At 24.5% G+C, this 13,447-nt stretch carries 19 protein-coding genes and 2 pseudogenes; 12 read left to right on the top strand and 9 right to left on the bottom strand.

Annotation, left to right across the window (positions count from 1 at the left end; all coding sequences use genetic code 4):
• Positions 1-120: 120 nt before the first annotated feature.
• The 3 genes and pseudogenes from AACK78_RS03755 to AACK78_RS03745 form a co-directional block, all read right to left on the bottom strand.
• Entirely contained in the window at positions 121-2,289 is a 2,169-nt protein-coding gene (locus AACK78_RS03755) for an AAA family ATPase (RefSeq protein ID WP_338954416.1), read from the bottom strand.
• A 218-nt stretch (positions 2,290-2,507) separates the two neighbouring features.
• A pseudogene (locus AACK78_RS03750) lies at positions 2,508-2,834 on the bottom strand (IS30 family transposase); the annotation flags it as partial.
• Positions 2,835-2,894: 60 nt separating this feature from the next.
• The gene (locus AACK78_RS03745; protein ID WP_338954412.1) at positions 2,895-3,428 is read right to left on the bottom strand and encodes a DDE-type integrase/transposase/recombinase; all 534 of its coding nucleotides are present in this window, start codon (positions 3,426-3,428) and stop codon (positions 2,895-2,897) included.
• Positions 3,429-4,414: 986 nt separating this feature from the next.
• Here AACK78_RS03745 and AACK78_RS03740 point away from each other — a divergent pair.
• The 9 genes from AACK78_RS03740 to AACK78_RS03700 are packed head-to-tail and all read left to right on the top strand — an operon-like array spanning position 4,415 to position 7,608.
• The gene (locus AACK78_RS03740; protein ID WP_338954410.1) at positions 4,415-4,732 is read left to right on the top strand and encodes a hypothetical protein; all 318 of its coding nucleotides are present in this window, start codon (positions 4,415-4,417) and stop codon (positions 4,730-4,732) included.
• Positions 4,732-4,863 (top strand): hypothetical protein, encoded by a 132-nt coding sequence (locus AACK78_RS03735; protein WP_338954408.1) that lies wholly within the window; start codon positions 4,732-4,734, stop codon positions 4,861-4,863. Before AACK78_RS03740 ends, AACK78_RS03735 begins: the two co-directional genes overlap by 1 nt.
• 13 nt (positions 4,864-4,876) lie before the next feature.
• Positions 4,877-5,167, top strand: coding sequence for a hypothetical protein (locus AACK78_RS03730; protein WP_338954406.1), 291 nt, complete (start codon positions 4,877-4,879; stop codon positions 5,165-5,167).
• Positions 5,160-5,306 (top strand): hypothetical protein, encoded by a 147-nt coding sequence (locus AACK78_RS03725; protein WP_338954404.1) that lies wholly within the window; start codon positions 5,160-5,162, stop codon positions 5,304-5,306. Before AACK78_RS03730 ends, AACK78_RS03725 begins: the two co-directional genes overlap by 8 nt.
• 2 nt (positions 5,307-5,308) lie before the next feature.
• Positions 5,309-6,100: a hypothetical protein gene (locus AACK78_RS03720; protein ID WP_338954402.1), complete on the top strand. Its 792-nt coding sequence runs from the start codon at positions 5,309-5,311 to the stop codon at positions 6,098-6,100.
• 14 nt (positions 6,101-6,114) lie between these two features.
• Positions 6,115-6,672, top strand: coding sequence for a hypothetical protein (locus AACK78_RS03715; RefSeq protein WP_338954400.1), 558 nt, complete (start codon positions 6,115-6,117; stop codon positions 6,670-6,672).
• Positions 6,673-6,966 (top strand): hypothetical protein, encoded by a 294-nt coding sequence (locus tag AACK78_RS03710; RefSeq protein ID WP_338954398.1) that lies wholly within the window; start codon positions 6,673-6,675, stop codon positions 6,964-6,966.
• Positions 6,951-7,424, top strand: a complete 474-nt coding sequence (locus AACK78_RS03705; protein WP_338954396.1) for a hypothetical protein — start codon at positions 6,951-6,953, stop codon at positions 7,422-7,424. Before AACK78_RS03710 ends, AACK78_RS03705 begins: the two co-directional genes overlap by 16 nt.
• A gap of 4 nt (positions 7,425-7,428) precedes the next feature.
• Positions 7,429-7,608 carry a hypothetical protein gene (locus AACK78_RS03700; RefSeq protein ID WP_338954394.1) on the top strand — a complete coding sequence of 60 codons (180 nt, stop codon included), beginning with the start codon at positions 7,429-7,431 and terminating at the stop codon, positions 7,606-7,608.
• Positions 7,609-7,634: 26 nt separating this feature from the next.
• Here the strand turns inward: AACK78_RS03700 and AACK78_RS03695 are convergent, their stop codons facing one another.
• The gene (locus tag AACK78_RS03695) at positions 7,635-8,018 is read right to left on the bottom strand and encodes a hypothetical protein (RefSeq protein WP_338954392.1); all 384 of its coding nucleotides are present in this window, start codon (positions 8,016-8,018) and stop codon (positions 7,635-7,637) included.
• Between the two features lie 301 nt (positions 8,019-8,319).
• Here AACK78_RS03695 and AACK78_RS03690 point away from each other — a divergent pair, with 301 nt between their 5' ends.
• The 3 genes and pseudogenes from AACK78_RS03690 (at position 8,320) to AACK78_RS03685 (ending at position 9,440) form a co-directional block, all read left to right on the top strand.
• Positions 8,320-8,583, top strand: coding sequence for a transposase family protein (locus tag AACK78_RS03690; protein WP_338954390.1), 264 nt, complete (start codon positions 8,320-8,322; stop codon positions 8,581-8,583).
• Positions 8,550-8,822, top strand: a pseudogene (locus tag AACK78_RS07515) (hypothetical protein); the annotation flags it as partial. The gene AACK78_RS03690 and the pseudogene AACK78_RS07515, both read left to right, overlap by 34 nt.
• 21 nt (positions 8,823-8,843) lie before the next feature.
• Positions 8,844-9,440 (top strand): DDE-type integrase/transposase/recombinase, encoded by a 597-nt coding sequence (locus tag AACK78_RS03685; RefSeq protein WP_338954388.1) that lies wholly within the window; start codon positions 8,844-8,846, stop codon positions 9,438-9,440.
• A gap of 19 nt (positions 9,441-9,459) precedes the next feature.
• Here the strand turns inward: AACK78_RS03685 and AACK78_RS03680 are convergent, their stop codons facing one another.
• From AACK78_RS03680 to AACK78_RS03660, 5 genes are all read right to left on the bottom strand, one after another.
• Positions 9,460-9,948: a hypothetical protein gene (locus tag AACK78_RS03680; protein ID WP_338954386.1), complete on the bottom strand. Its 489-nt coding sequence runs from the start codon at positions 9,946-9,948 to the stop codon at positions 9,460-9,462.
• Positions 9,949-9,963: 15 nt separating this feature from the next.
• Positions 9,964-11,172 (bottom strand): hypothetical protein, encoded by a 1,209-nt coding sequence (locus AACK78_RS03675; RefSeq protein WP_338954385.1) that lies wholly within the window; start codon positions 11,170-11,172, stop codon positions 9,964-9,966.
• The gene (locus tag AACK78_RS03670; RefSeq protein WP_338954384.1) at positions 11,162-12,079 is read right to left on the bottom strand and encodes a hypothetical protein; all 918 of its coding nucleotides are present in this window, start codon (positions 12,077-12,079) and stop codon (positions 11,162-11,164) included. Before AACK78_RS03670 ends, AACK78_RS03675 begins: the two co-directional genes overlap by 11 nt.
• Positions 12,080-12,085: 6 nt before the next feature.
• Positions 12,086-12,946 carry a hypothetical protein gene (locus AACK78_RS03665; RefSeq protein WP_338954382.1) on the bottom strand — a complete coding sequence of 287 codons (861 nt, stop codon included), beginning with the start codon at positions 12,944-12,946 and terminating at the stop codon, positions 12,086-12,088.
• Between the two features lie 123 nt (positions 12,947-13,069).
• Positions 13,070-13,381, bottom strand: coding sequence for a hypothetical protein (locus tag AACK78_RS03660; RefSeq protein WP_338954380.1), 312 nt, complete (start codon positions 13,379-13,381; stop codon positions 13,070-13,072).
• Positions 13,382-13,447: the final 66 nt, after the last annotated feature.

Here is a 13,447-nt window from a genome sequence, read left to right as displayed (position 1 = left end):
GACTTTTTTTCTTTACTTACTCTTTTGGGTGCAGTCTAATACACTTTTTTTAATTTGTTATAATTTTATTAACTTTTTATGATTTAGTTTTACAGTAGACACCCCTAAGTAATCGATTGCTTACTTGCTTTCTTGCTCATCATAAAAAGTTTTAATCGCTGTTTGCAAGGTTGTTCGCCGTTTTTGCGGTAAATTATTAACACCTTGTAAAAAAGCGGTTGGTTCGCCAATTAAATGTAAATTAGTTTTAGCACGAGTAATTGCCGTATAAATTAAATTTCGTTTCAACATTATTCAAAAACTTCTTGTGATAACAAAAATAATATTATTATACTCACTTCCTTGTAATTTATGAACACTACAAGCATAAGCTAAAGTAATATCATAATATAACTCTTTATTATACTCAATAACATGGTCATATTTTACTAAGAGAATATCATTTAAATTTTTACCTTTTCTAATATCAATAATAACACCGACATCACCATTATAAATTTCCAATTCCGGGCGATTTTTAAGTTGCATAACTTTATCGTTTACGCGAAAAAGGCGATGACCAATCTTAATTTCTTTCTGACCATATGAACGATTAAGACGATCTTGTAAGTAAGTATTTAAAGTATTAATACCAACTGGTCCATTATACATTGGGGCAATAACTTGAACCGCATTATAATCTTCTTGCTGCTCATCATTAAGCTTTTGGTATAAATCACCAACAGTTTTTAATAATTCTTGCGGGTCAGTTTCTGCCACAAATGTCACATCTTTTTTATCAAATAAGTTATATTCAAAATTATCTTGCTCAATTGCATAGCTTAATTCTAAAATATCATTTCCCGCTTCCTGGCGATAAACCTCATCTAATTTCACCACATTAAAAGCATCACTTTGAATAATATCACGGAGTAAATCCCCACAAGCAACGGATGGTAACTGATTAGGATCACCAATTAGAATTAATTTTCGTAAATTCAGACTAGCTTTGGCAATTTGAGCTAATAATAAACTATCAACCATACTAACTTCATCTAGGATTAAAATATCATTTTCCAAAGGATTATTTTCATTATAAAAAAACTGATTTTTTAAAGCATCATATTTTAATAATTTATGAATTGTTAATGCTCGTTGGCGAGTTTTTTCACGTAATCGTTTTGCTGCCTTACCGGTGGGAGCTGCTAACACAATTTCTGATTGGTAATAAACTTTTTTTAATAAGCTAACAATCCCATCAACAACGGTTGTTTTCCCCGTTCCTGGTCCACCAATAATAACTAAAAAATTAGCATAAACAGCGTCCTTAATAGCTTTTGTTTGTTGCATATTATAAGTAATTTGCTTCTTATTTGTTAACATTGCTAACTCTGCTGTTAGTTTTTGATCATCATATTGATCAGTTGTATTTAAACCCGCTAACATTGCTGCAATGTTAATTTCACTATGATATACTTCAGTAACATAAATTTTGTCATTTTTAAAAATTAACAAATTAATTTCCTTACTATATTTCAAACCAGCCAATAAATGTTCTTTTGTTAAAGTCGGAAAATGTTTTCCTAAAAGGGCTGTTAATTCATCTAAAGTTAAATAAGTATCCCCACTATTATTGCAAAATTCTTTTGCTAAATATCAAGCATAATAACCAATTCGAATATCGCTCACGGGATCTTGTTCAAAGGCTAAATAAATCTTATCAATTGTTTTAAAAGAAATATTATCTTTTAACAATAATGAAAAAGGATCTTTTGTTAAAAGAGCATAAATTTGATCAACATTATATTTTGTTTTTAATAAGGATAAAACTTGTAACGATAATCCTTTTTGATTAAATTGATGATTTAATTCATAATCATGGCTCATTGACGTAAATACTTTGGCAATAACATTAGCTTGTTTAGAACTAATGCCTGGAATTTGGTTTAATGTTGTTAAATTTTCTTTAATTTGGGTAATAACATCGGTTTGATAATAATCAATAATTATTTGCGCTGTTTTAGGTCCAATCGTTGGAAATAAACTACTAGTTAAATATTTTAAGACCTCATCAGTACTACGGGGTAAAATCTTATTAATTTCTGTTACTTCAAAATTTTCGCCATAGCGTTCATTATAAACAAAGTCTCCCATTAATTCATATAATTGGTCTGGTTGTAAAGCTGATAAAAACCCTTTAATAAAAATAAAATGGGTTTTATCATTTTCTAATTGAAATTTACAAATCCGATAACCATTCTTCGATTCAAAAATAATTAATTTTAAATAACCCTGTATTTTTCCCGCCATGCTAGTAGCCCTTCCCTATAAATAACATAATTTTTTATTATATGTGTATACTGTAAAACTAAATCATAAAAAGTTAATGAAATTATAACAAATTAAAAATAAAAAACAATAATCACAAAAAATATTAAATTAAAAATATTGTTTTTAATATTTATTTTTAAAATTATAAAATTAAACACAACAAAAAATAAATTTTACTAATCTTAACAAACACTAATTTAATTTAAAAAAATTTTTTTAAAATATTGTCTTGATGTAAAATTTTCCAAGCAAGGTCTAATTGTGGTATTTAATATATCTAAAATAGATTTTAATCTACTACGAATATTAATTAATGGCTCATTTTGACCCAATCAACGCCTTACATCTCTATTTATTCTTTCTACTAATGCTTTCTGACGAGGTTTACCAGGATCACAAAAATAAACTCTTATTTTAAAGTGTTTTTCTATTGTTTTTCATTTATAAAATTCTTTTCCTCTATCGGTTAAAATACAACTAAATTTACTAATACCAATTTGTTTAATCATTTTCATTAAAATTGTTTTACTAGACTGCACCCTGTTTAGTAAGTATTAATAAAAAGGTTTACAAACTTTCATTTATTATATATTTTTCTTTTTGGTTTGAATATCATTTATTTCATTTTTTAACATCATTAATATATTCATTATGAGATTTATAATTTTTATTATGGATTGTTCCTTTTTAAGTAATGAATGAAAACTTTCAATAATAATGTTGTCTGCACAATGATAATTTTTACCCATTGAAATTATAATTTTGTTATCTAAACATTTACTATTGTAATCTTTAGATGTATATTGATATTCGTGATCTGAATGAATTATTATTTTATTTAAATCTTTTTTTATTTTTTTAATTTTATTAATTGCATCATTTAAATTATCAATTACAAGTTTGTTATTATTAAATTTTGATCATTTTACATCAATAATTTCTTTAGTATATCCATCAAGTATTGTTGATTGATAATGTTTTTTACCATTTCAAATTAAATAAGTTACATCAGTAAATAAAATTGAAAATCTTTCTTTAATATTGTATCATGTACGATGAAGCTCCAAAAAACAACTCTTGTTAAATAAAAAGGGTTGTTTTTTTATTTGTAAACCCATAATTATTAATTAATTCAGAGAAAGGACAGCATCTTAAATTCTTAAAATAGAAACTTTTTATTACAACTTTTTCATTAACTTAAAGTTGTTTACACATTTATTAAATATCTTATAAATCTTTACAAAGTGTACCTTTTTTTCTCCAATTTTAAGATGCTGTCCTTTCTCTGTTTTAGTTAATTAATTTGGCTAATAAATGAAAAAACTTAATATTAAAGGAAGGAGTAAGTAATGGCAATTAATAAGCAACAAACAATATGTGATGTTGATAATTGCTATAAATCAATATCATTCATTACCGAATAATTTGTATCAAATAGAGTTTTATGAACTTGTGAAAAACATAAAGATTTATTAAATCGAACAAAAGATAAAAAACAAAAGCGATTTTATCAAAAACTAGAAAATTCAAAAATTATCTTTGATGATAAAACTGGTTCTTTTAAACTTTGATTTTATAAAACAACTTAATACATAGTGGGACGATTATTTTAAATAACTAAGTGCTTCCATAAGAACATGAGTTTAAGCTCATTCCCACAGCCAGCCGAGGCAAGTACTGAAATAGTGTATGAGGAAACATGTAAATCGGCGCTGGTTATATTTAAACTAAGCGATAGTCGTGATAAGTGCAAGGTCAACATCAAACGACAATAAATATAGAGATGGTCACTTTATAAATAAATTTGCGATAGATATTGTGTCCCATCGAGGATGGCAGCGGTTTAAAAACCACAAAGTCAGCACTAGGCTCTTCAAGGTGCAAGTGAATTTATTTTAAAAACTGAACGTTTTGACCTGAAATGGTGCGGATGAAGAGAGAATTCTCTGGCGTAAACAATAAAAAACAACTGTCTATTATCTAATAATAAATAAATATTAAATATATTATCGCCACCGCTCACCCTCAGTGAAGCGGATGGCGTAGTAAATAAATAGATAAATACTTATATAACTAATTATCGCTTTGGCACTTTCACTTGGGAGTGAGTGCCAGCGAATTAAAAATAGGAGGAAAAACAATGGAATATAAAAGTTTGTATATTAATAAAACTTGAAATGAAATAACAATATTATTTGATTGAGTGAATTGTCAACCTGTTAATTGTCGTATTTCTCATCATAAAAATCATTATGATTTACAGTGTTTAGAATGAGCAAAAATGTACTTAAATTTATTTGAAGATAAATGAGATGTTATTGCTTCTTATATGCAACATTACAAAATTAACGATATTTTAGATTTAGCATCAGATGGTTGAAAAATATTACAAATTGAGAAAAAAATAAAACAAATAAATTAATGGAGGTAATTATAAAAAAGTTAAATAAAAAAATAACAACAAAATTAAATGAATTAATTTTAAGATTATATCCAGTTTCAACGGATGATATTACTGATGAATATTGAGCATTAAACAATAAAAAGAATTAGGAGGAATAAAAAAATGTCATATTGTATTAGTGATTACTTAAATGAAAAATGAATTAATAATAAAGCATTAAAAATTAGTAATAAAGATATTATTTATGCACAAATTGATAGTGATTATGATATGAGTTGAGAATTAAATTTATATCTTAAATTTGGTAATGAAGAAAGACATGTAGGTAATGTTTTATTGTCAACGGATTTTGACTTAAATTTAAAATGATATGAAATTGATGAAGTTAAAGGTTTAATAACTGATTATTTAGAAGATGAAGAAGCAGATTACGAGGTGATAAATTATGAATAATATGTGAAAAGATAAAGATGGCAAAGCTTATACCGAAGAAGATTTATTTAATATAGCATTAGAAGAATGTTATTCAGAAGAAAGTGCTTATGAATATATTGATAATTTAATTATGGATATGAATTTGGAGGAAATTTAATAATGGCAGATTTAACATTAAATAATCAAATTAAAAATATTACTTATCCATTTTATTTAAAAGGAAATGATTTTAAAGAATTAAGTTTAAAAGCATTACCAATTAAAGAATGATTTGATAATAACGGTCAAGATTTAGCAGAATTTATTCTTCGCCATCGAAATCATTGAGTAGCCACGAATTATGAAGATGTACGCTTAAAAGATATACCAAGTGTTATTAGTAAAATTGATTTTGTTTTTAGAGAACCATTGGAATTAATAAAAGCTTTCAAAGATGATTTAAATCGAATTCGTACTAATATTATTAATTTTGAAAAATCAATTGAAAATCATAAAATTGAAATTAAAAATAACATTAATCAAGTGCGAATACAAAAACAAAATGAATTATTTAAAGAACAAGAACTAAAAAAACAAGAACTAATAGAACAAGCAAATAATTTAAGTGAAGATATGGGTCTGGATATTGGTCAAATTGAAGATGAGCAAGTTCGTGTAATGAAAGAAATTGAACAAATTGATAAATCACTTGACCCAAAACAATTAAAAAAAGTTGGAATTAATTTTATTAAAGAAAAATTATTAATTAAAGATATTGAAATATTAGGTATTAATGATGATTTTTTACAAAATTCCGATAAATTAGAACTTATTAATCTTATTAAAAAATATTTAATTGTTGATGAACAAGTTGTTAAAAATAAAATCAAAGAACAATGAGATAGCAATAAAGATATTAATACTATTGGTGTTAATGGAATTAAATTCAAAATAAATAAAGGAGAGAAATAATTACGAATAATCAAATGGGAATAAAAGAATTAGTAGCGACAGCAATTAAAGCATATGAATTAAATGTTAATGCTAAATATTTACAAGATAATTTAATTGCTTTACAAGAACTAAAATTAAAAAATAATCAAAGTTATATTAATTTGATTGGTAATGCTGATAATGGAAAAATTACAGCCTTAGGAATTATTAATTTAAGTAATAAAGATTTAATTTTTGGAAAAGATTTTAATATTATTCCATTCAAAAATAAATTAACAACCATTATTGATAGTAGTGTGTTTCAAAAAAGAATGGAACAAGAAAATTGAATGTTAAAAAGAGGAATTATTTATAAAAGTGAAAAATTTGTATGAGATACCGATTTACAAAAACCAAAATTACACGAAATAGATTTTATGACAAATACAAGTCAATATGAAAATATTATTGGCGCTTATGCTTTTGGAATTAATCGTTTAACTGGCGAAACAAAAGGTATTTTATTAAGAAAAGCAGACATTGACCGTTTAAAAAATAGTAGTCCAAGTGGAAATAGTGAATATTCGCCTTGAAATAAATGATCAAAATAAATGGTTGAAGCAAAATTATATCGTAAATTAGCACAAGAATTAGGTATAGATATTACTGACATTGATTTAGATGAAAAAGAAATTAAAGAAGATGGTAATTTTGATTATATACCCTTTAATGATATTACTGTCGCCAAAAATCAGGGTCAGATAAGTGACGAACCCCTATCAAATAATATAAATACCCCATTTTATAGAGAAATAGCGGACACAAACAATAATATAGTTAAAGAAGATGATATTTCTAATGTAGTACCAGTAGTTAACAATGATGAGCAATGAACCACTTGATAAAAATAGGTATTGACCCATCAGGAACCGGTACCAGTGCTATTGTTGTTTATGAAGACAATAAATTAATAGATAAAATGGAATATATACATTATGATCGAATTAAACAAACTGATAATATTTTATATAAATTAATACAAGATGCAATTATTAATATTGAGGATTGTTTATATACATCTGCTAATCCAAGTAAAGATAGGGATGATTTATTAAAAGTAATTGGAACAGTTAAATACAATACAGAAAAAGTACGCAACATTATTAATTGAGTATCACCAAAACATACTAAATCAATTGTTAAAAATATGGAAAATTTAAGTAAATATAATGACAGTTGTATATGAAAATTTGATAAAGATAATAATTTAACTTATCAATATGGTAAAGGTTGATTTTATAATAATGAGAAAATATCTCATCATTTAAGAGATGCAATTATTATTGCTAATTATAAAGGTTAATATTATGAAAGAATCATATAATCAAAAAACAGGAAAATATTATTCTTGTAAAATTCGAAATGTTAATATTTACTTAAATAAAAATGAAGAAAAAGTTTGAAATCAATTATCTAACTTTGATACCTATTCTCAACGAATAGAATATCTTATTAATTTTTATATAAGTCACAACAAAGAAAAATAAAAAATAACCTTAATTGGTTATTTTTTTTAAATACTATTTGTTAATTTTCTAATAGAATCTTTTTGTGCTTGTTTTTTGTCGTTTACTTTAACTTGTTTTTTAACGTTTTTAATTTGACCTGTTTTAAGGGCTAATTCTGTTGCATAATCGGGCCCTCGTAAATGTTTTTCGTGGGCAATAACAGCAGTTCTTAATTCTCTAATTTCTGCTTTATATTTTTTAACTTTTTTAGCAGATAAGCCTATAATCCCAAGACTACCCATTCCACCAGCACCAGCTAATACAAGTAAAGTAATTACTAATTCATTACTAATTTCCATTTTTATATTTCCTTTCTTATTCTTACTCAAACAGTGGCCATCTATTCTTTCGGAACAAAATAATTTATAAATTAAGCTATATATAACCACCCAAAAATATCTACCACCCCTATATATAGTCTATTTTAATAAAATTTAATTATTGGTTTCATAATTATTATTTATATTTAATTTTTTATTATTTTCTTGCTTTTGTTTTTTAATATTTTCATCTTGTATATTTTTAAATATTTCTTCTGTTATACCATCTAAATTATTTCACTGTTTTGCTATTCGTGGTTGAATAACACGCGGATTAATCCGACAATCTAAACAATATATTAGACTGCACCCAAAAAAGTAAGTAAAGAAAAAAAGTCTTTGCTAAACTTTAAAGGAGGTGCATTTTTATATGGCAAGAAAAGGACAAAAATTTAATAAATATACAGCATATTTTCGAAAAATGATAGTACAAGAGGTTAAAAATAATAGTATAAGTTTTATTGCAAAAAAATATCAAATTAATAAAAAAACTGTTGCTTCATGGTATGAAAATTTTAAGAAAGGAATTTTAAACACCAATAAAGGTCCAAAAGAATCATTTGAAAAAAGAGATTTAAACTATTACAAAGTTAGGTATGAATTACTAAAAAAGCTTCATGACTTTTACAATTAAATAAAAGAAAAATTGTATCTTTTATCAAAGAAAACATTAATAAATATCCACTAAATTTATTACTTGATATAACAGATTTAAAGCGTAGTTATTGAGATAAATATAAAAATTATTCAAGTAATGGTAAGGATAGCGAATCATTAAAAAATATTGTAAAAGTCTATGAAGAAAATTTAAAACAATTTGGTTATCGTCGAATTACCAAATATTTAAAAGAAGATTATGGCATTGTTTATAATGCTAAGAAAGTATTGCGAATTATGAAAGAAAATAATATTCAAGCTGAATATGTAAAGCGTATGCGTAGAAAAATATTAATAAAACAAAATAGAAATAAAAATATAATTAAATATCCTGATTTAGTAAATCGTAATTTTAATGATATTAAAGAAAGATTTTCAATTTTATTTACTGATGTAACTTATTTAATTTGAAATGGTAAAAAACATTATCAATCAACAATACTTGATGGATATACTAAAGAAATTATTGATGTAAAATGATCAAAATTTAATAATAACAAACTTGTAATTGATAATTTAAATGATGCAATTAATAAAATTAAAAAAATAAAAAAAGATTTAAATAAAATAATAATTCATTCAGATCACGGATATCAATATACATCTAAAGATTACAATAGTAAATGTTTAGATAACAAAATTATAATTTCAATGGGTAAAAATTATCATTGTGCAGACAACATTATTATTGAAAGTTTTCATTCATTACTTAAAAAAGGAACAATCCATAATAAAAATTATAAATCTCATAATGAATATATTAATGATGTTAAAAAATGAAATAAATGATATTCAAACCAAAAAGAAAAATATATAATAAATGAAAGTTTGTAAACCTTTTTATTAATACTTACTAAGCAGGGTGCAGTCTATATCTTAAATGGTCTTTTTTTCATTTTGATTTATCAATTCAAATAATAATTAAAGAAATTATTAAAGTAATTAAAGGTAAAATTGTAAATACTAATCCCATTTTAGATATTTTTAATCGTGGAATATCAATTTTCATATCTACTTTTGGTTTACTACTAGCAACAAATATTCCTTGAATTCCATGGGTAAATAAAGGTGTTAATAAAATAGCGATTCCATTACCTCAATATTGACCATAATTATATCAATCAATTTTACCTTTAATTGCATCAATCATTCCATATTCTAATCAACAATTTAATGCTAAAAATATTAAAGTATAAAAACTAACTACTCAGCTACGAATTTTATATTTTTTTTCTCATTCTCTAATATCTTTATGAGTTCAATTATAAGTTGGAATAGGGTCTTTTTTAAATCAATTTCAAGGTAATACACCCTTTAATCAAGTTGTTTTATCTTGTTTCACTAATTAAATTCCTTTCTAACTTACTTTTTTTCTTTGAATATATAATGCTTGCATTTTTGCAGGTGTTCCGTATTGATTTTTATATGATATAATTTTTCCTTGTGAAAATGATACATAAAAAGATAATCCATCATTTGTTTCAATCGGGGCTTTAACAGAAAATGGGAACCTAGGATTTGTTGTAACCATACCACCATATCCACCAGTTGGATTATTTTCATTATTTTGAACAAAAACTTGATAACTATAATTATCTTTATCATAGTTTTTAATGTCATAATAATGACTACTATCTGATATAAAATCACTAGTATTCACAACTTCTCAATCATTATTAGTATTAATAGATATATCACCATTATCTAATAATGAATTCCCATTAATAGTTTTAATATTTGTTCCACTTATTAATTTATCTTGTTTAACATCTGATACCATTAATTGTTGTTGGTCATTTTTAATAATAGTTTTATTATCAATTGATGTTTCTACACTTGAACATTGTTTTGCTTTTCATACATTATTTTCATAATAAATCGTATCATTATCAAACGGAACAACAAGTTTAATATATTCATTATAATCAATTTTACTATAATCGATAATTGTTGGATGAGTAATATTAATAGTGTTATCAGTTTGCACTCTTTCTTTTAAATAAAATAATAAACTGTCATAAAGTGTTTTTTTAGTAATATATTTATATTCTTCTTCTCAAGAATGAGCATAATTCCCTAAATGATAATTATATGGTCTATCAACCGTTTTACTAGATATAATATCAATTATTTCACCAGCTAATTTTAAAGCATTTTTAACATCTCTAGTAATATTTTCATTTGCTTCGGGGTCATTAGTTTGTGAATAAGCAACTCCACCTTGTGAAAAAGATGCACTACCAGTTAAATCATTAACACCTTTTGGTAAATATCAATTCATAACTGCTAATAAACAAGCAGATTGAATATAACTTAATCATTTATCATATTCAATTAAACCAGTATTATCTTTTTTCACTCAGGGAAATAAATCTTTTTTATTAATCTTATCTGAAATTGTGCCACCTGATAATCTATCCATTCATAAACTAGTTTTTAAAATAGCATTATAAATTAAATTATCATTATAAGCAGATTGCTTACGGTCATTAATAGGTTGTCAAAGGTTACTTTCTTTAACATCTTCAACTGTTATAAATAACAAATTACTTAAATTATTTTCCATATAAAACACCCCTTAATTGATTTCGATATTTATTTCTTAAATTAGATAGTTTATAACTATTAACTTTTCTTTGTACTTTTTTAATTTTTTTAATAGTTTGATTAGTTTTATAAAAAATACTTTTAACTGGTGTTTTATATAAATTCTTAATATTTTTAACATCACTTTTTCGCTCTCGATACCATTTTTTATTATTAATTTCACCAGCAAAATTGAAATTAAAATGGCCAATCTTTAAATTATTAATAAACCTTTTAATTTGTTGTAATTTTTGAATATGTGGTAATGTTAATTTAATATTTCCTTTTGGATATTTTTCTTTTAATTCTTGTGGTAATCGTTTTTTAATATAATCTCTTAAATGACTAGGTAATCATTTTCTTAATCAATAACGCCAAAATAAAGTTCCTGCATTAGACACAGCATTACTTAATAATTTTCAAATTTCAACTGGAACACTAGGATAAACATATGGACCATAAAATTTCGGATGTTTTGCTGTTTTTGTATATATTAAAATAGTTAAATTACCTGTTAAAGTTAACTTATTTGTTATATTAAACATACCACTATTAAGCCAACTACTATTTAAAGGTTGTCAATTAGTATTTAGATAATTTTCTTTTTTAAATTGTTCTCTATTTTTAATATTGTTATCTTTTTCTAATTTATTTAATATTTGCTGTATTTCTTTTTTATGATCTTTTTTAATTAAATTTAAATAAGTATAAGGATTTAATCACTGATAAATATCTTCAATTTTATTTGTAATCTTTTGAAAAGGATTAGCATAATATGAAGCAAACTTATTAACCTTATTAATTAAATTAACAAACTTATTTATTAAAGGTTTATTGCCTAAATTTTCTGTTAATAAAGTTAAAATTCGTAATATTAATAAATTCATTGTTTATTAAGAATTTTTAATTACTACTTCAATTGACTTTGTTTTACCAGTTGCTTTGTTTTTACCTTCAATTAAAACTTCAACAATTTTATCATTTGTAATATCAATTGGTCAGTCTTCATCTTTAGGATTAATAGAATAATCAAAATCATTTTCAGTTAAAGAACTATCTACTGTTTTAACTGCTTTTAAAACAACATCTTTAAATTGTGGTTTTAATTCTTCTGGTGTTGTACTTGCTGCGTTTGCAACATGAATGATTGGTTTGTCTATTTTATTAATTTTACTAATATCTATTTTAGCAACGTCTGGTGTTAAAATTGCATTAGATTTTGTTGTATTTATTAGTGTAGAAATTTCATAATCAACCGGCACTCTAAATGTTTTATTTAAATTACTTTTAGCAGTATTTATTTCTTCTTGTGTTGGTTGTTTTTCTAAAATAATCTTACATGTTTTTGGATATAAAATTGTTGGTGTTGCATATTGTACTTTACCAATTAATTTAGGGTTAGCAGTATCATTATCTAAAACTTGTTGAATAGTATCCATATTAATTGGATATGCTCATACTTGTTTATTAATAAGTAAACCATTTACATTAGTAAAATTATAACCCTTATCTCGGTTAACTTGTCCTTTTGTATATGTTTTTTCTAAATGAAAACTTTTCGATACCGGAATACCCATTGCGGTATTTTCATATAATTCACCATTAACCATTGCTTTTAATTGAGCTTGTGAACCAATTACTTTTAAATAAGCAGGTATTAATCCTAAATAGGCTCTTCGACCTAAAACCATAAACATTTTATCGGTTGGCAAACCAAAATATAGATTACTAATTTGATTAGTTAATTCAATCAAAGTTTCATTTAATGTAAAGAATGCTTTATTTGCTTCATCAGCACTATCGGCTGTATAACTACGAAATGGAATTACTTCATATTGACCATCTGCTAAACAATAATCATAAATAGCTTGAATTAATTAACATTCTAAGTTAACAAATTTATTTTGTACAATACTAGAAATAGCGTTAGCAATAACACCATTTTTAATATTTTGTTCTATCATTGCTAAGTCAAATGCTTCATTCATTAATTTTAAATTAAATCTTTTATCAATCGGAACTGGAATTCTTGTTAATCCCATTGTTTGAGTTGCCCCACCATTTGGTAATGAATAATCATCTTGTCATACCACACGATGAGTTAAATTATATAACGCTTGTCCTGCATTAGGTAATCAAGCAACTTGTTCAGCAGTTGCATATTGCATAATACTTGCATGCTCATTCATTAATGGTCCTCTTAGCATAGCGTTAACCATATCAACATAGGCTTTTTGACCTGTTGTATTACCTTG

The sequence above is a fragment of the Spiroplasma endosymbiont of Polydrusus cervinus genome (genome assembly GCF_964019755.1).
In the GTDB taxonomy this organism is placed as follows: domain Bacteria; phylum Bacillota_I; class Bacilli_A; order Mycoplasmatales; family Mycoplasmataceae; genus Spiroplasma.
The sequence above is the reverse complement of the archived record's forward strand: the minus strand, read 5'-3'. Positions and strand labels throughout refer to the sequence as shown.